Origin of the sequence: Cellulosimicrobium sp. MI9406 (genome assembly GCF_040595865.1) — a bacterium.
Lineage (GTDB): Bacteria > Actinomycetota > Actinomycetes > Actinomycetales > Cellulomonadaceae > Cellulosimicrobium > Cellulosimicrobium funkei.
The window spans coordinates 235,892-253,422 of record NZ_JALIZI010000001.1; the positions used below are offsets into that span (position 1 = coordinate 235,892).

15 protein-coding genes are annotated in these 17,531 nt (G+C 74.4%); 6 read left to right on the forward strand and 9 right to left on the reverse strand.

Annotated elements, in window-relative coordinates; all coding sequences use genetic code 11:
• Positions 1-41 precede the first annotated feature (41 nt).
• On the reverse strand, positions 42-917 hold the full coding sequence (locus MT994_RS01020; protein WP_354804718.1) for a dihydrodipicolinate synthase family protein: 876 nt from the start codon (positions 915-917) through the stop codon (positions 42-44).
• A 164-nt stretch (positions 918-1,081) separates the two neighbouring features.
• Complete coding sequence (locus MT994_RS01025; RefSeq protein WP_021483304.1) at positions 1,082-1,744, reverse strand: GntR family transcriptional regulator; 663 nt, start codon at positions 1,742-1,744, stop codon at positions 1,082-1,084.
• A gap of 110 nt (positions 1,745-1,854) precedes the next feature.
• On the opposite strand from MT994_RS01025, the gene MT994_RS01030 reads away from it, so the two are divergent.
• Positions 1,855-2,862, forward strand: a complete 1,008-nt coding sequence (locus MT994_RS01030) for a LacI family DNA-binding transcriptional regulator (protein ID WP_354804721.1) — start codon at positions 1,855-1,857, stop codon at positions 2,860-2,862.
• A 7-nt stretch (positions 2,863-2,869) separates the two neighbouring features.
• Here MT994_RS01030 and MT994_RS01035 read toward each other — a convergent pair whose 3' ends face one another.
• Complete coding sequence (locus MT994_RS01035; RefSeq protein WP_168945881.1) at positions 2,870-3,862, reverse strand: ketose-bisphosphate aldolase; 993 nt, start codon at positions 3,860-3,862, stop codon at positions 2,870-2,872.
• An 83-nt stretch (positions 3,863-3,945) separates the two neighbouring features.
• Here MT994_RS01035 and MT994_RS01040 point away from each other — a divergent pair, with 83 nt between their 5' ends.
• Positions 3,946-5,004 carry a LacI family DNA-binding transcriptional regulator gene (locus tag MT994_RS01040; RefSeq protein WP_076404334.1) on the forward strand — a complete coding sequence of 353 codons (1,059 nt, stop codon included), beginning with the start codon at positions 3,946-3,948 and terminating at the stop codon, positions 5,002-5,004.
• A gap of 56 nt (positions 5,005-5,060) precedes the next feature.
• Here MT994_RS01040 and MT994_RS01045 read toward each other — a convergent pair whose 3' ends face one another.
• The 5 genes from MT994_RS01045 to MT994_RS01065 are packed head-to-tail and all read right to left on the reverse strand — an operon-like array spanning position 5,061 to position 10,429.
• Positions 5,061-5,705, reverse strand: a complete 645-nt coding sequence (locus tag MT994_RS01045; protein WP_021483183.1) for a class II aldolase/adducin family protein — start codon at positions 5,703-5,705, stop codon at positions 5,061-5,063.
• Positions 5,702-7,201, reverse strand: coding sequence for an FGGY-family carbohydrate kinase (locus MT994_RS01050; protein WP_354804722.1), 1,500 nt, complete (start codon positions 7,199-7,201; stop codon positions 5,702-5,704). Before MT994_RS01050 ends, MT994_RS01045 begins: the two co-directional genes overlap by 4 nt.
• Positions 7,198-8,124 (reverse strand): carbohydrate ABC transporter permease, encoded by a 927-nt coding sequence (locus MT994_RS01055; RefSeq protein WP_086149933.1) that lies wholly within the window; start codon positions 8,122-8,124, stop codon positions 7,198-7,200. The genes MT994_RS01050 and MT994_RS01055 overlap by 4 nt, the downstream gene beginning before the upstream one ends.
• Entirely contained in the window at positions 8,121-9,089 is a 969-nt protein-coding gene (locus MT994_RS01060; RefSeq protein ID WP_083711552.1) for a sugar ABC transporter permease, read from the reverse strand. Before MT994_RS01060 ends, MT994_RS01055 begins: the two co-directional genes overlap by 4 nt.
• Before the next feature lie 2 nt (positions 9,090-9,091).
• Complete coding sequence (locus MT994_RS01065) at positions 9,092-10,429, reverse strand: extracellular solute-binding protein (protein WP_031316944.1); 1,338 nt, start codon at positions 10,427-10,429, stop codon at positions 9,092-9,094.
• A gap of 459 nt (positions 10,430-10,888) precedes the next feature.
• On the opposite strand from MT994_RS01065, the gene MT994_RS01070 reads away from it, so the two are divergent.
• Together MT994_RS01070 and MT994_RS01075 are read left to right on the forward strand one after the other, a co-directional pair.
• The gene (locus tag MT994_RS01070) at positions 10,889-12,451 is read left to right on the forward strand and encodes an FGGY-family carbohydrate kinase (protein ID WP_354804723.1); all 1,563 of its coding nucleotides are present in this window, start codon (positions 10,889-10,891) and stop codon (positions 12,449-12,451) included.
• Entirely contained in the window at positions 12,448-14,097 is a 1,650-nt protein-coding gene (locus MT994_RS01075; protein ID WP_354804725.1) for a fucose isomerase, read from the forward strand. The genes MT994_RS01070 and MT994_RS01075 overlap by 4 nt, the downstream gene beginning before the upstream one ends.
• A 120-nt stretch (positions 14,098-14,217) precedes the next feature.
• Here MT994_RS01075 and MT994_RS01080 read toward each other — a convergent pair whose 3' ends face one another.
• The gene (locus MT994_RS01080) at positions 14,218-14,685 is read right to left on the reverse strand and encodes a VanZ family protein (protein WP_143317176.1); all 468 of its coding nucleotides are present in this window, start codon (positions 14,683-14,685) and stop codon (positions 14,218-14,220) included.
• A gap of 119 nt (positions 14,686-14,804) precedes the next feature.
• Between MT994_RS01080 and MT994_RS01085 the strand changes: the two genes are divergently transcribed.
• Both MT994_RS01085 and MT994_RS01090 read left to right on the forward strand, forming a co-directional pair.
• Positions 14,805-15,797: a TIGR03885 family FMN-dependent LLM class oxidoreductase gene (locus MT994_RS01085; RefSeq protein ID WP_354804726.1), complete on the forward strand. Its 993-nt coding sequence runs from the start codon at positions 14,805-14,807 to the stop codon at positions 15,795-15,797.
• On the forward strand, positions 15,794-17,497 hold the full coding sequence (locus MT994_RS01090) for an alpha-amylase family protein (protein ID WP_354804728.1): 1,704 nt from the start codon (positions 15,794-15,796) through the stop codon (positions 17,495-17,497). The genes MT994_RS01085 and MT994_RS01090 overlap by 4 nt, the downstream gene beginning before the upstream one ends.
• The last annotated feature ends 34 nt before the right edge of the window (positions 17,498-17,531 follow it).

Below are 17,531 nucleotides of genomic sequence, written 5' to 3' on the forward strand. Positions count from 1 at the left end.
CCCGTCCGGGGTGCCGCGGGTGGAGCGGTTCGGAGCGGGGGTCAGGCGGCCGCGAGGTCGTGCCCCGCGGCGGCGAGGGCCGCGCGGATCTCCGCCTTCACGGCGTCGGACGGCGGGTCGACCGGCATGCGCGTCGTCCCGCCGGGCAGCCCCTGGACGTCGAGGCCGTACTTGAGGCGGGCGATGCTGGGCCCGAGCGCGGCGACGAGCCGCTGGACGACCGCCTGCGCCCGCACGACGGCGGCCGCGTCGTCCGCGGCGAGCGCCGCCCGCAGGTCCGCGAACGCGCGCGGCGCGACCCCGGAGACGCCGGACACGGTCCCGCGCCCACCGGCCGCGACGACGTGCGGGAGGTCGGCGTCGTTCCCCGACCAGAGCGCGAGCCGCGGGGCCGCGGACCGGTACGCGTCGACCCGGGCCGAGGCGGAGCCGGACGTCTTGACGCCGTCGAGACCGAGCTCGGCGAGCACGGCGAGCAGCTCGGGCGAGACGTCGGAGCACGCGACGTCCGGGAAGACGTAGGCGTAGAGCTCGCCGTCCGTCGCGGCCCGCAGGCTGGCGTAGTAGCGCACGACGCCCTCGTCGCTCGCCGTGAGGTAGTAGGGCGTGATGGCGGCGAAGCGCCGGACGCCGGCGTCCTCGGCCGCGCGCAGGTGGTCGAGCGCCTCGTGCACGGAGGCGGCACCGACGTGCGCGATCGTCCGGTCGGAGCCGAACACGTCGACCGCGGTCCGCACGAGCGCGGCGCGCTCGGCGGCGTCGAGGGCCGGGAACTCGCCCGTCGTGCCCACGGCGAACACCCCGTCGACCTCCGGCTCCACGTGGGCGAGCAGCACGCGCAGCGCCCCGAGGTCGAGCGCGCCCGACGCGTCGTAGGTGGTGACGGGCGGGGTGATGATCTCCGGTGCCGTGGTCATGGCACGTCTCCTTCGGTCTCTCGCGTCGCTGCGCGGGCGCTGCTTCGCGCCGCCGTCAGGATGGCACCGTTTACTGTTAACAGTCAACCGTCAACGGGAAGACGTTCCTGCGGCACGACGACGCCCCGGCCTGCCGAGGCAGACCGGGGCGTGCGGGAGGGGGCTCAGCGGCGCGGCTGCTGCAGCGCGTCCTTCATGCGACGGCGCGAGCCGGCGAGGTGCTCGTCGAGGTAGGCCAGCGCCTCGTCGAGGCGCGGCGTCCGGATCGCGTCGAGCAGCCGCTCGTGGTCCGCGCAGGACGGGTGCAGGTCGACGTCCTGCTTGTTCGTCTCCTGGAGCATGACCGCGAACGTGGGCTCGATCTGCTCCCACAGCGTGCGCAGGCGGCGGTTCGGCACGGCGGCGTACAGCGTGGAGTGGAACGCGAGGTCGTGAGCGGCGTACGTGTACCAGTCGCCGGCGTCCGCCGCCTCCCGCATGCCGGCGAGAGCCGCCTCGCTCGCGGACCAGTCGACCTCGTCGGCGTGCTCCGCCGCCGCGCGCACGGCGACCGCCTCCAGGGCGCTGCGCACGTCGTACAGCTCGTCGACGTCGGCGGCGCCCACGCCGCGCACGACGTACCCGCGGCGCTCGGACTCGACGAGGTGCTCGGCCGCGAGGACCCGCAGGGCGTCGCGGACGGGCCCGCGCGACACGTCGTACTGCCGCGCCACGCCCTCCTCGACGAGCCGCTCCCCCGGCGCCAGCTCCCCCCGGACGATCGCGACCCTCAGGACGTGGGCGAGACGATCCCCCAGCGACCCCGCACGCACCGTGTCGACCGACACCCTCGCCCCTTCGTCCCCACGCCCGACGGGGCCGGCGACCGGCCCCATGACCGGACCATTGTGCCGCAGACGCGCGGGTGGGACCCGGGCGCCCGGCTACGCTCGCGGGCATGACCCGCATCGTCGACGTCGCCCGGCACGCCGGCGTGTCCACGGCCACCGTCTCCCGGGTCCTCAACGGCAAGACCGTCCGGCCGGAGCTCGCAGCCGCCGTCCGCGCGGCGGTCGAGGACCTCGGCTACGCCCCGGACCGCACGGCACGGTCCCTGCGCCGCCGGTCGAGCGACGTCGTCGCGCTCGTCCTGCCCGACGTCGAGAACCCCTTCTTCACGGCGGTCGCGCGCGGCGTCGAGGACGTCGCGCAGCAGGCTGGCTACTCCGTCGTCCTGTGCAACACCGACGACGACCCGGCGAAGGAGGAGCGCTACCTCGCCGTCGCCGAGCGCGAGAACATGGCGGGGGTCGTCCTGGCCCCGGCCACCGACGCGCCCGAGACCGCCGCCCTGCGCGCCCGCCGTCGGGCCGTCGTCGTGATCGACCGCCGGGTGCGCCAGGACGTGGACCAGGTCGTGTTCGACAACGTCGCGCTCGGTCGCCGCGCCGCCGCGGAGCTCGTCCAGCGCGGGTTCCGCCGGGTCGCGTGCATCACCGGGCCGCGCGGCACGAGCACGGCGGTCGAGCGCGCGGACGGGTGGCGCGAGGCGCTCGCCGAGGCCGGGCTCTCCCCCGACGGGCTGCTCGTGCACGCGAACTTCCGCGTCGACGGCGGCCACGGGGCGGCCGTCGACCTGCTCGCCCGGCCCGACCCGCCCGACGCGATCCTCGCCACCAACAACCTCGTGGGCGTCGGCGTGCTCCGGGCGCTCGCCGAGGCGCACGGCCGACCCGCGGCGTCGGCTACCGACGCACGGGCCCGCGGCGCCGGCGACGGGCCCGCCGTCGGGGTCGGCATCGTGGGCGACCTGCCCTTCGCGACGTCGCGCACGTCCGACGTCGCGCTCGTCCCGCTCGACCCCCGGGCGCTCGGCACGACGGCCGCGCGGATCCTGCTCGACCGGCTGGCCGGCGCCGACGACCCGGCGCGCCGCGTCGTCCAGGGCACGCCCACCGGGCCGTGAGCCGGCCTCAGCCCGCCGCCGGGGCGCCCGCGGCGGCGGGCAGCACGTCGGACGCGCGGCCGGCCTGGCCGAAAAGTACCATGCGCTCCTCGACGAGCCGCTGCGCCCACTCCCGGCCGAGCGCGAGGTAGCCCGCCGGGTCCACGTCGCCGGGCGACGCGGCGAGCGCGACGCGGACGCCCGCCGTGAACGCCATGTAGTGGTCCATGCCCTGGTTGATCTTGCGCACGCCGAGGCTCGCCGCCCGGGCCTTCTCGGCGTCGGGGACGCCCCACGACTCCGGCAGGTCGCCGCCGTGCGCGTTGATGGTCGCCCGGAGGTCGGCCGGGAGCCCCGACGAGCCGTGCATGACGAGGTGCGTCCCCGGCACGCGCCGCGCGATGCGCTCGACGAGGTCCATGTGGAGCACGGAGCCGTCCGGCGGGCTCGTGAACTTGTAGGCGCCGTGCGAGGTCCCGATCGCCACGGCGAGCGCGTCCACCCCGGTGCGGCGCACGAACTCCTCGGCCTGCTCGGGGTCCGCGAGGACGATCTCCGCGTGGCTGCGCCCGTCCTTCGAGCCGCCGATCGTCCCCAGCTCGCCCTCCACGGACACGCCGTGCGCGTGCGCGTGCTCGACGACGCGCCGCGTCACCGCGACGTTGTCCTCGAAGGCGGCGGGGCGGCCGTCCGGCCCGAGCGAGCCGTCGATCATGACGCTCGTGAACCCCGCCGCGACGGCGCGCGCGCACGTCGCCTCGTCGGGGCCGTGGTCGAGGTGCAGCGCGACCGGGACGTCGGGGTACGCCGCGATCGCCGTGCGCAGGGCGGACCACCACAGCGCGTCCGAGGCGTACGGGTGGGACCCGGCCAGGGTCTCGACGATGACGGGGCTCTCCGTGGCGCGCGCGGCGTCGAGCACCGCCGTCGCCATCGCGAGGTCCGCGACGTTGAAGGCGCCGACGCCGTAGCCACCCCGGGCGGCGGCGTCGAGCAGGGTACGGTTCGTGACGAGGGTCATGGCTGACCTTCCTGTCGTGTCGTCGGGAGCGTGCCGCCCGGGCGGACGGCGGCGGGTGCGGGCGAGCGACGGGCGGAGGCGACGTGACGCAGGACGACGACCGGACCGCGGGAGCGGGTGGCCGGTCCGTGCGGCTCGCCGACATCGCGGCGCGCGCGGGGGTGTCCATCAAGACGGTGTCGCGCGTCGTCAACGACGAGCCGCACGTCGCGGCCGCGACGCGGCGCCTCGTGGAGGACGCGATCGCCGAGCTCGGGCTGGAGGGCGAGTCCCGCCCGCGCGGCCGCAAGCGGCGCACGGGCGTGGTCGGGCTGGTCTTCCCAGACGTGCGCAACGACTACTTCGCAGCCGTCAGCCGCGCGCTCCAGGAGCGGCTCGCCAACGTGAGCCCCACGCTGCTGTCGGCGGACTCGGACGACGACCTGCACACCGAGGAGGCGATCCTCACCGCGTTCCGTCGGCTCGACGTCGACGGCATGGTCATCTTCCCGACCGGCGCCCCGGGCCTCGTGGAGTTCGCGCAGTCGGTGCCGACCGTCGTCGTCGACCGCACGGTGCCGTCCGTGCGCGGCCTCGTCGACCACGTGCTGCCGGACGCGCGGCACGCGGCCGAGCAGCTCACGCTGCACATGATCGAGCAGCACCGCGTGCAGCGCGTGTGCCTGGTCGCGGGCGACCTCGCGGTCTCGACGCTGCGCAACCGGCACACCGCGTTCCAGCGCGTCGTCAGCCGGACGGGGACGGAGAACCACGTCCTCGCCGGCCTCACGACGTCGGAGGAGGCGGCGACCGCGGCGTACTCGCTCTTCCGGACGCTCGAGCCGCCGTTCGGCGTGCTGGCGACCAACAGCCTCATGTTCTGGGGCGTGCTCACCGCGGCGCAGCGCCTCGGCCTCAAGGTGCCGTCCGACGTCGTGCTGACGACGTTCGACAACGTGCCCGGCGTCGGGACGACGGGCCTCGTGCCCACGAACGCCGTCGCGCCGGCGGCGACGCTCGCCGCCCGGACGGTCCAGCTCCTCACGGAGCGCATGAACAACCCGTCGCTGCCGCCGCGCCTGCTCGACATGGACTACGACATCGCCTACGGCACGACCTGCGGGTGCGTGCCGATCGACCCGGCGCGCAACGTCCTCGGCTAGGCGGCCCGGCCGGGCGGTGCGCCCGACCGGACCGGGTCGCTGCGCGCCGGGCCCGGTCACAGCGTGTGCGTGATGCCCAGCGACGCGTAGTCGAGGACGATCGGGTCGTCCGTCACGGCGCGCGCCGCGGAGAGCACCTTCGCCGCGCTCTCGACCGCGACGCTCGTCTTGAACGCGTCGCGCAGGTTCGGCCCGACCGTGAGCAGGCCGTGGTTGGCCCACACGACGGCGTTGCGGTCCTCGAGGTACCGCGCCATGTCCCGGCCGAACTCGGTCGAGTTGCTCAGCGCGAACGGCATGACCGGCACGTCGCCCTTGGTGTAGATGACCATGTTGACGAGCGCGCCGCGGATCGGCTCGCCCAGAACGCCGAACACGTTCGCGTACGTGGGCTCGGTGTGGACGATCGCCTGGACGTCGGGGCGCGCGGCGTAGACGGCGAGGTGCACCGTCACCTCCGACGACGGCTGGAGCCGCCCCTCGACGACGTTCGCGTCCTCGTCCACGACCACGAGGTCGTCCGGCGTCATGCGGTCGTACTCGAGGTCGGTCGGGGTGATGAGGAACGTCGACGTGCCCGGGATGCGGAGGCTGATGTTGCCCTGCGTGTTGAAGTTGAGCCCGAGCTTCACGGACTCCAGGCAGTACGCGAGGACGTCCTCGCGCGCGGCCTGCAGGTCGAACGTGTCCAGCGTGGTCATGCGATCTCCTTGAGTGCGGTGCCGTCGACGGTCTCGACGGCGAGGGACGTGCTGACGGGGGTGAGGAGCTGGTGCAGCGAGTCGAACGTCGCGCGCTGCCGCGCGTACCACGCGGCGTGCCGCGGGTCGGGGCTCGCCTCGTGCACGACGGCGGGGGCGGGCAGGTCGAGCACGCTCGCGAAGGTGCCGGCACCGAGCGCGGCGAGGAGCGCGGCGCCGCGCCCCGCCGCCTCGCGCACGACGGCGCGCAGCGGGACCCCGGCCGCGTCGGACCGGGCCTGGAGGGCGCCGAGGTTGGCCGAGCCGCCGCCGACGGCGTGCACGTCCACCGGCTCCACCCCGCGCTCCGCGAGCGCCGCCCGGATCTTCGCGAGCTCGAACCCCGAGGCCTCGACGAACGCGCGCGCGATCTGCGCCGTCGTCGTCTCGAGCGTCAGGCCGAGGAGCGCACCCCGCGCGGCGGGGTCGTTGTCGAGCGTGCCCGACCCGGCGAGGTAGGGCGCGACCAGCAGCGGGGGCGGGTCGACGGCGCCGACCTCGTAGAGCGACGCCCACGGGTCGATCCGGTCGTGGTGGACGATCGACGAGAACCAGTCGAGCGCGAAGCCGCCCGCCGCCGTGCCCGCGAGGGTGACCCACAGGTCCGCCCCCACGGGGTAGGTCGCGAGCCCGGTCCCGCCGAGCCGCTCCGGCCGGGAGCGGGTGCCCACGGTGAGGCAGTCGCTCGACCCGAACGAGAACACGGCCCGCAGGCCGGGGCGTCCGCCCCCGCCGAGGAAGGCCGCGGCCTGGTCGTGCACGCCCGCGACGACGGGTGTCCCGGCGCGCAGCCCCGTCCGGGCGGCGGCGTCCGCGGAGACCACGCCGATCACGTCGCCCGCGGCGACCACCGGGGACAGGAGCGCGCCGGGCACGTCGAGCGCGTCGAGCACCGCGTCGGACCAGGCGCGGGTCCGGACGTCGAACGCTCCCGTGCGGGACGCCATCGTCAGGTCCACGGCCGGCGCCGCGCCGAGCCGCGTCGCGACGAAGTCGTCCAGGGTCCGCACCGCGGCGGGCAGCGCGCCGTCGGGCAGGAGCCCGCGCACCTTGTGCACGGAGAACATCGGGTGCAGCGGCTGGCCCGTGATCTCCTGGACGGCGTCGCCGCCGAGCAGCTCGCGGAGCCGGTCCGCCGAGCCCGCGCCCCGGCCGTCCATGCTCAGCGGGGCGGGGCCGAGCGCGCGGCCCGCGCGGTCGACGGGCACGACGGCCTCGCCGAGCGTCGAGAAGGACAGGGCCTCCACCGGGTCCGCGGCCACCGCGGGCTCGGCGACGACCTCGCGCACGAGCGCCTCGACGCCGTCGAGCACGGCCTCCGCGTCGACGTGCGCGCGCCCCGGCGCGGGGCGCACGACCGTCGTGCGGCGCGAGCGCGCGACGAGCTCGTTGCCCCCCTCGTCGTACACGCCGACGCGCGTCCCCGTGGTCCCGAGGTCGATGCCGAGGTAGCTCACTTGACCGACCCCGCGAGACCGTTCACCAGGTACCGCTGGATGAACAGGTAGACGACGACGATGGGCACGGAGATGAGCACGAGCACCGCGAACAGCGCGCCGGGCTGGCTCAGGTAGATCCCGCGGTACGCGAGGGGGACGAGCGTCAGGGGCTTGAGGTCGTTGTCGCTGATCGCGACGAGCGGCAGGAGGAAGTCGTTCCACGTCATCATGAGCTGCCAGATCACGACGACCGCGGCGGCCGCCTTGCCGAGCGGGAAGTAGATGCGCCAGAAGATCGTCCACGCGGACGCGCCGTCGACGAGCGCGGCCTCGTACGTCTCGTCGGGGATCGCGAGGTACGTGGTGCGGATCATGATCACGGCGAACGGCAGGCCGAGCGCCGTGTAGGCGAGGACGAGCCCGAGCAGCGAGTCGTAGAGGCCGATCGCCTGGAGGATCTTGAAGACCGCCACGACGATGCTCGCCATGGGCAGCACCAGCGCGAGCAGCAGCCCGACGAACACGACGCCCCGGAACGGCACGCGCAGGCGGGCGAGGGCGAACGCCGTCATGGAGCCGAGGAGGACGACGAGGAGGATCGACGGGACCGACACGAGCAGGCTGTTGAGCAGGTGCTGCAGGATCGGGTTGGTCTCGAAGATCGTCACGTAGTTGCGCAGCGTCGGCTCCTCGGGGAGCAGGCCGAGCGCCGTCGTCGAGGGGTTCGACGTGGGCAGCAGCGAGATGCCGACCACCATCACCACGGGGACCATCCACAGCGCCGCGAGCGGTCCGAGCACCCAGTGCGACCACCGCGGCGGGGCCTCGACGTCCTTGCTGCGGCCGTGGCCGCGCCGACGGCGGACGGGGGCGGCGGGCGGCGTGGTGGTGCCGTCGGCCGCGCGCCGCGCGCGGTCGGTGCCGGAGCTGAGCGCCGTCATGACTTCTCCCCCGTGATGAACCCGGCCCCGAACGTGCGCAGCATCGCGACGGACGAGCCGATCGCGAGGACGAGCAGGACGACGGAGATCGTCGCGCCGTAGCCGAACGACTGGAGCTGGAAGGCTTCCTTGAACATGTACGTGGGCATGAGCTCCGACGCGTGGTTGGGCCCGCCCTCGGTGAGCACCCACACGAGCTCGAAGGTCTTGAGCGAGCCGATGATCCCGAGCAGGACGAGCGAGAGGTGGGTCGGCTTGAGGAGCGGCAGGACGATGCGCCGCACGAGCGCCCACCCGCTCGCCCCGTCGATGCGCGCCGCCTCGAGGACGGAGTGGTCGAGGAGCTGGAGGCCGGCGAGGTAGAACAGCATCGAGAAGCCCGACCACATCCACACGTTGACGACGATCACCGTGACGATCGCCGTCGACGGGTCGGACAGGTAGGGGCGCGTGAGGACCTCGAGACCGGTCGCCCGCCCGAGCTGCGCGAGCACGCCGTTGAACGGGTCGAGCAGGCGCTGCCAGACGATGCCCACGACGACGGGCGACAGGACGGCCGGCAGGAAGAAGATCGCGCGGTACACCGTGCGTCCCCGCAGCCGGGTGTTGAGCAGCCAGGCGAGCGTGAAGCCGATGACCGCCTGCGGGACGATCGTCAGGAGGATCCACAGCAGCGAGTTGCGCAGCGTGATGTGGAAGACCGGGTCCTGGGCGAGGTCCGCGTAGTTCTGGACGCCGACCGGCGTCCCGGCGTTGACGCCGTCCCAGTCGAGCGTGCTCGCCTGGACGTTGAACACGATCGGGTACACGACGAACACCGCGAAGAGCAGGAGCGCGGGCGCGATGAAGCCGAGCGCGACGAGCTGCTGGCGGCGACGCGTGCCGCGTCCCGTCGACGTCGTCGCGCGCGGCCCGGCGACCCGCGGCGTCGCCGCCGCGGGTCGCCCGGAGACGAGGGCTGCCATCGTCAGCCCAGCCCGTCCTGGACCGCCTGGACCTTCGCCGCGGCCTCCTCGGGGGTCGACTGCCCGGCGGCGACCGCGGACAGCGCGTCCGCGACGGCCGTGTCGATGTCCGGCGACTCGAAGTAGCGCGAGTACTGCACCTCGGGCATCCAGTCCTCGGTGAACGTCGTCCACATCTCGCGCTGCTTGTCGCTCGTGAACTCCTCGGGGTCGAGGCCCTGCACGGCGGGCAGGTCGTTGAACGTGTTGATGAGCACCTGGGCGCCGTCCCCGGCGATCCAGTCGGTGAGGACCTGGCACGCCAGCTCGGGGTTCTTCGCGTCCTTCGAGATGCCGAGCGCGACGTCGATGCCGCCGACGAGCTGCGGCTCGGGCGCGCCGCCCGGGATCGTCGGGAACAGGAAGGGCTCGTAGCCCTCCATGCCCTGCGAGAGCGGCGGGATGTCGGCGCGCGAGGGGTCGGACTGCTGGATCCACCAGGCCCCGAGGGGGATCATCGCGGCGTTGCCCGCCTCGAACTGGTTGACGCCGTTCGGGTAGGCGTCCAGCGCGAGGGCGCCCTGCTGGGCGATCCCGTCGGTGAAGAGCTTCTGCCAGTACGTGAACGCCTCGACGATCCCGGGGTCGGTCCACGACGCCTCGCCCGACTCCGCCTGCTGGACGAGGCCCGGCTCGACGTTGTTGGCGATCTGGAGGAAGACGACGTTGCGCAGCCACGAGTCCTTGGCGGGCAGCAGGAACGGCGCGGCCGAGCCGCCGCCGAGCGCGTCGACGGCGCTCTCGAGCTCGGCCCACGTGGCCGGGGGCTCGACGCCCGCCTCGTCGAGGAGGTCGGAGTTGGCCCAGAGGTTCACCGTCTGCACGAGGAGCGGCAGCGCGTAGTAGCTGTCGTCCCCCTCGGGGTTGCCCATCCGCGCCTGCTCGAGGCCGATCGGGAAGAACTTCGACTCCCAGTCGTCACCCCACGTGTCGGCCGCGCACTCCTCGAGCGGCATGAGGTTCTCCCGGTACTGCTGGGTCAGCGCGCCGGGCTGCAGGCCGACGATGTCGGGCATGGTGCCCGAGCTCGCGCGGGTCTGCAGGTCCACGACGTACTCGGGGTAGTTGAAGATCGTCGAGTCGATCGTGACGTCGGGGTTCGCGGTGGTGAACGCGTCGATCATCTGGCGCGTGGTCTGCTCGATCGGGCTCCAGGAGCGGAACGTCACCGTCGTCCCGCCCTCGCCCCCCTGGCCCGACTGCTCGGGGTCGGCGCTGCCGGCGCACGCCGCGAGCGACGTGACGATCGTGAGCGCGACGCCGGCCTGGATGCCGCGCCGCGCAGTTCGGGGAAGCTTCATCGCGTCCGTCCTCTCTCCGTCGTTGGATGCGAGGGCCTCATCGAACGTCTCCCCGCCGGGACCGTCAACGGGTCGAGCCGGGGTGCGGCGGCCCGCGGCGCGCCGTGTCGTCCGTGTCCAGTCCGGCCGCCGCGACCCGGTCCCGCGGACGCCGACAGCGCGTCGCGGCGTCGAGCCGACAGCGGGATGTCCGTTGTCCGACACGGAACCCGGGCACGGCCCCGCGGTCCCGCGGCTGGGGGCCGCGCCGCGGACCGGTGGCCCCGCGCTGACAACGGGCCCCGGGTCGGTTGTCCGGGACGCGGGCGCGCCGCCGAGCCGCTCCGCGCCGCTCGGCCAGGCCCGAGGTCACAGTTCCGTGACGCCCCGATTCGTCTCACGTGTTGAGACTGCCGAGGGCAACATCGCAGGTCGCGGCACCCGTTGTGTCTGTAATCGATTTCTGCCATGCTGGTCGGCATGCCCTCCCCCACGACCCCCGGCCTCGTCGGCGTCGACGTCGGGACGTCGAGCACCAAGGGCGTGCTCGTCGGTCCGGACGGCGCGATCCTGCGCTCGACCACGCGCGCGCACGTCGTCGACCGGCCGCAGCCCGGCCACGTCGAGATGGACGCCCAGGTCTGGTGGGAGGAGCTCGTCGACGTCGTCACCGAGCTCACGGCCGACCTCGCCCCCGGTGCCGTCCGCGGCCCCGACGTCCCGGCCGACCTCGAGGTCGCCGCCGTCGGGCTCTCCGGCATGGGCCCGTGCGTGCTGCTGACCGACGAGCAGGGGACCCCGGTCCGCCCGGCGATCCTCTACGGCGTCGACACCCGGGCGACGGAGCAGATCGCCGAGCTCGACGAGGCACTCGGGCGCGCGACGGTCCTCGACCGGTGCGGCTCGGCGCTGTCGTCGCAGGCCGCCGGGCCCAAGATCGCCTGGGTGCGGAGGCACGAGCCCGAGGCCTGGGCGCGCGCCCGCCGCCTGTTCATGCCGGCGTCGTACCTCGCCTTCCGCCTCACCGGCGCGTACGTGCTCGACCACCACTCGGCGTCGCAGTCGACGCCCCTGTACGACCCGCGCGACCACGACTGGATCGGCAAGTGGGCCGCGCTCGTCGCGCCCGGCCTCGAGCTGCCCGCGCTGCGGTGGCCCGGCGAGGCGGCAGGGGTCACCCGCGAGCGCCTCGCCGGGGTGGCCGCCGGCACGCCCGTCGTCACCGGCACCATCGACGCCTGGTCGGAGGCCGTGAGCGTCGACGCGACGCACGTCGGCGACCTCATGCTCATGTACGGCACGACGATGTTCCTCGTCGCCACGGTCGCCGAGCCGCTGCGCAGCGAGACGATGTGGGGCACCGTCGGCGCCTACCCCGGGACCCACAGCCTCGCCGGCGGCATGGCGACGTCGGGCGCCGTCACGTCGTGGCTGAAGGACCTGACCGGCGCGGACTACCCCGAGCTGCTCGCCGAGGCCGCGGCCAGCGGGCCCGGTGCCCGCGGGCTCCTCCTGCTCCCCTACCTCGCGGGCGAGCGCACCCCCGTCCAGGACCCCGACGCACGCGGCGTCGTCGCCGGCCTCACGCTCTCGCACACGCGCGGCGACCTCTACCGCGCGGCGCTCGAAGCCACCGCGTTCGGCGTGCGGCACAACGTCGAGACCCTCCGCGCGGCGGGCGCCGACGTCTCCCGCGTGGTCGCCGTGGGCGGCGGCACCCAGGGCGACCTCTGGACGCAGGTCGTCTCCGACGTGACCGGGCTGCCCCAGGTCGTCCCCACGAGCACCATCGGCGCGAGCTACGGCGCCGCGATGCTCGCCGCCGGGCTCGTGCACGAGCAGGGGCACCTCCTGGACGTCGCGGCGTGGAACCCGCCCGCGCGGGTCGTGCGGCCGGACCCCGCGGTGCGCGGCGTCTACGACGAGCTCTACGGCCTGTACCGCGACCTCTACCCGGCGACGCGCGACGTCGTGCACGCGCTCGCGCGTCGGACCGCGCCCCCCGCCCCCGACCGCACCGCCCTCGAAGGAGCACCCGCATGACCAGCAGCACCTACGCCGTCCCCACGCTCGCGCCGGAGCCCCCGGCCCCCGAGCGCACGGTCTACCTCGTCGCGTCGGGCGACCTGCGCGAGTCCGCGAACGTCGCGGGCTGGCCCACGCAGGTGGAGCTCGAGCGCGTCCTCACCGACGCGTTCGCCGCGAACGGCTGGAAGGTCGTGCGGGCCAACGACGTGGATCCCGAGACCGGGCACGGGTTCATCAGCTCCCAGCGCATGGGGCTCGAGGTGTTCGCGACGATCCCGCCCGACGCGCCGCTCGTCGTCGCGGAGGCCGTGTGGCAGTACAGCCACCACGTGCTGGCCGGGCTGCGCACGCACCGCGGCCCGGTGCTCACCGCCGCCAACTTCGCGGGCGACTGGCCGGGCCTCGTCGGGCTGCTCGGCCTCAACGCGGGCCTGACGAAGATGGGCCGCCCCTACTCGACCGTGTGGACGGTCGACGGGAGCGACGCCTGGTTCCAGGACGCGATCCGGTCGTGGGTCACGACGGGCACGATCGAGCACGACGACGCGCACGTCCACGCGCTCCCGGAGCTCCCGGACAGCGCCGAGAAGCAGCTCGGCGAGGCGCTCGCCGCCCAGCTCCTGCGCGAGAAGGCGATCATCGGCGTCTTCGACGAGGGCTGCATGGGCATGTACAACGCGATCTTCGACGACGAGCTGCTCAACGGCCTGGGCATCTACAAGGAGCGGCTGTCGCAGTCGGCGCTCTGGGCCGAGATGCAGCGGGTCGGCGACGACGAGGCGGACGCGGTCCAGCGCTGGCTCGAGGACGCGGGCATGACGTTCCGGCTCGGCACCGACGAGGCGACGGAGCTCACCCCCGCCCAGCTGCGCTGGCAGCACAAGATGTACATCGCCGCGCTGCGGATCGCCGACGACTTCGGGCTCGACGCCGTCGGCATCCAGTACCAGCAGGGGCTCAAGGACATCTGCCCGGCGTCGGACCTCGCGGAGGGCCTCCTCAACAACGTCCAGCGGCCGCCGGTCCGCTCGCGCGACGGCCGTCGGGTGCTGTGGGACGGCCAGGCGTTCCCGCACTTCAACGAGGCGGACGAGGGCGTCGCCGTCGACGCGCTCGTGACGAACCGCGTGTGGACCGCGATGGGCCTCGACCCGGCGACGACCCTGCACGACGTGCGCTGGGGCGAGGAGCACGACGGCCGCTTCGTGTGGGTCTTCGAGATCTCGGGCTCCGTGCCCGCCTCGCACCTGGAGGGCGGGTACGCGGGTGCCGAGGGCTGGCGCCAGGACCCGGTGTTCTTCCCGGCCGGCGGGTCGACGATCAACGGCGTGTCCAAGGCGGGCGAGATCGTCTGGTCGCGCGTCTACATCGCCGACGGCGTGCTGCAGGTCGACCTCGGTCGGGCCTCGGCCGTCTCCCTGCCCGCGGAGGAGACCCGCCGGCGCAAGGGGGCGACGAACCCCGAGTGGCCGATCATGCACGCCGTGCTGCACGGCGTGAGCCGTGACCAGTTCATGGCCCGCCACAAGGCGAACCACCTCAACGTCGCGTACGCGCCCGACGCCGCGACGGCCGACCGCGCGCTCGAGGCGAAGGCCGCGTTCTTCGCCGCGCTCGGCATGCCCGTCCACCTGTGCGGGGACACGTCGCTCACGCGCTGACCCCCGCTCCCGCGACCCCGGGCGGGTCGCTCCGCCGCGCTCGTCCCCCGGCCGCGGCGGGGCGGCCCGTCCGGTCTCTTGCCCGGTCTCTTGCCTGGTCTCGTGCCCGGCCCCGCGCCGTCAGCGGGCCGGCCTCGGGGCACGGGCGGGCCGCCGGCGCGCGAGCCCGCCCACGACGAGGGCGACGAGCACGGCGCCCAGGAGCGCGCCGGCCGTGTTGAGGACGACGTCCTGGACGGTCGGGACGCGGCCGGGCAGGAGGTTCTGGGTGAGCTCGATCGCGACCGAGAGGGCGCAGCCCGCGAGCGTCACGAGCCCGACGGCGCGCCACGTGCTCGGGACGGCGCCGCCCCGGCGGGCGGCCGCGCCCCGCAGGAGGGGCACGCCGAGCACGCCGAACGGCCCGAACATCACGACGTTGGCGAGCGCCTCGAGCACCGGCAGCGTGATCGGGATCCCGAGGCCCTGGAGGAAGCCGAGCGTGGACGTCGCCCAGCCGGGCGCGTCGGTGGACTGCGGCGACGGCCAGAGCGTCACGACCAGGACGGCGGCGAGATAGACGGCGAACGTCCAGGTCAGCAGGCGCATCCCGTCAGCGTACGGGCGCGCGTCCCGGACGCGCCGGGCCCCGCGGCGCGGCCACGGAGCCTCCACCGTTCCCCCTCCTCGCCGCGCGTGGGACGGCGAGGGTCGGTTCACTGGGCGCCATGGTCACCGTCGGCTTCCACGCCTCCCACGAGCAGATCCCGCCCGGCCCCCTCCTCGCCGCGGCCCGCCGCGCCGAGCAGGTCGGCTTCGACGCCGCCATGTGCTCCGACCACCTGGCCCCCTGGAGCGAGCGCCAGGGCGAGTCCGGGTTCGCGTGGTCGTGGCTCGGCGCCGCGCTCGCGACGACCGCGCTGCCGTTCGGCGTCGTCACCGCCCCCGGCCAGCGCTACCACCCGGCGATCGTCGCGCAGGCGATCGCGACCCTCGGCGCGATGTTCCCGGGCCGGTTCTGGGCCGCGCTCGGCTCGGGCGAGGCGATGAACGAGCACGTCACGGGCGACCGCTGGCCCACGAAGGCCGAGCGCGACGCCCGCCTGCGCGAGTGCGTCGACGTCATCCGGGCCCTCCTCGCGGGCGAGGAGGTCACGCACCACGGGCACGTCACGGTGGACCGGGCGCGCGTGTGGTCGCTGCCCGACGTCGCGCCGCGGCTCGTCGGTCCGGCCGTCACCCCCGCCACGGCGCGCCGCCACGCCGACTGGGCCGACGGCCTCGTCACCGTGAACCAGCCCGTCGAGTCGCTGCGCCAGGTCGTCGGCGAGTACCGCGACGCGGGGGGCCGCGGGCCGCTCGCGCTCCAGGTGCACGTCGCGTGGGGCACGGACGACGAGGCGGCGTTCGCCGTCGCGCACGACCAGTGGCGCTCGAACCTCCTCCCGCCGAGCGTCAACTGGCACCTCGAGACCCCGGAGCAGTACGACGCGGTGGCGGAGCTGGTGCGCCCGGAGGAGGTGCGCGGCACGGTGCTCGTCGAGCACGACCCCCAGCGGCTCGCGGACCGCGTCGCCGAGCTGGTCGCGTGCGGGTTCGACGAGGTGTACCTGCACCACGTGGGGCAGCAGCAGGACGCGTTCCTCGACGCGGCGGGCGAGACGCTCCTGCCCCGGCTCCGCGAGGCGTTCCGGGCCACGACCGACGGGGGTGCGGCGTGAGGATCCGCGACACCGGCGACCTGTGGTGGAAGAACGCGGTCGTCTACTGCCTCGACGTCGAGACCTTCATGGACTGGGACGACGACGGGATCGGCGACTTCCCCGGCCTGGTCCAACGGATCGACCACCTGGCCGACCTCGGGGTGACGTGCCTGTGGCTCATGCCGTTCTACCCGACGGCCGACCGCGACGACGGCTACGACATCACCGACTTCCTCGGCGTCGACCCGCGCCTGGGCGACCTCGGCGACGTCGTCGAGCTCGTGCGGACCGCGCGCGACCGGGGCATCCGCGTGATCGTCGACCTCGTCGTCAACCACACGTCCGACCGCCACCCCTGGTTCCGCTCCGCGCGACGGTCCACCACCTCCCCGTTCCGGGACTACTACGTCTGGCGGTCCGACGAGCCGCCGTCGACCAAGGACCAGGTCGTTTTCCCGGACCAGGAGGAGGGCATCTGGACCCTCGACGAGGCGTCGGGCGAGTGGTACCGGCACCGCTTCTACCGGCACCAGCCCGACCTCAACACCGCGAACCCGCAGGTGCGGGATGCGATCGCGAAGACGATCGGCTTCTGGCTGGAGCTCGGCATCTCCGGCTTCCGGGTCGACGCCGTCCCCTACGCGCTGACCGACGCGGCCGCGAACCCGGGCGACGAGATCGACGACCCCCACGACCTGCTGCGCGTGCTGCGCGCGTTCGTCGGGCGACGGTCGGGCGACGCGATCCTCATGGGCGAGGTCAACCTGCCGTACGAGGAGCAGGCGCGCTACTTCGGGGACGGCGACCCCACCGACGGCGACCCCGGCGGGGTGACGAGCAGCGAGCTGACGCTCCAGTTCGACTTCAACGCGATGCAGGCGCTGTACCTGGCGCTCGCCCGGCACGACGCGACCCCGCTCGCCGGGTCGCTCGCCGCGCGTCCGCCCATCCCCCGCGACACCCAGTGGGCGACGTTCGTGCGCAACCACGACGAGCTCACGCTCGACAAGCTCACGGACGACGAGCGCGCCGAGGTCTTCGCCGCGTTCGGCCCCGAGGAGGACATGCAGCTCTACGGGCGGGGACTGCGACGGCGGCTGCCCCCGATGCTGGGCGGCGACCCGCGCCGGCTGCGGATGGTGTACTCGCTGCTCTTCTCGCTGCCGGGCACGCCCGTGCTGTTCTACGGCGAGGAGATCGGCATGGGCGAGAACCTGGACGTGCCGGGGCGCCTCGCCGTGCGGACGCCCATGCAGTGGACGTCGGGGCCGAACGGCGGGTTCTCCCGCGCTCCCGCGCGCCGGCTCGCGGCACCGCTGCCGGGCGACGGGTACGCGCCCGAGCACGTCAACGTCGCCGACCAGCGCCGCGACCCGGACTCGCTGCTCACGTTCGTGCGGATGCTCGCGCACCGCTACCGCGAGTGCCCCGAGCTGGGCTGGGGCGACGCGCAGGTGCTCGACTCGCCCGAGCCGTCCGTGCTGGCGCTGCGCACCACCTGGCAGGACGCCTCGATGGTGACGCTGCACAACCTGTCGCCGGACCCGGTCGTCGTACGGGTGCCCCTGGGCGACCTGCCGGAGGACGCGCGCCTCGTCGACGTCCTCGACGCGGACGACGTCGAGCCTGCGCCCGACGGGACCGCCGAGGTGCGGCTCGACGGCTACGGGTTCCGCTGGCTGCGCGTCACGCCGCCCGGGTCGCGCCGGCTCCTCTGAGCCGGCGCGGCCGGGGCGTGCGCGGGGTCGGTCG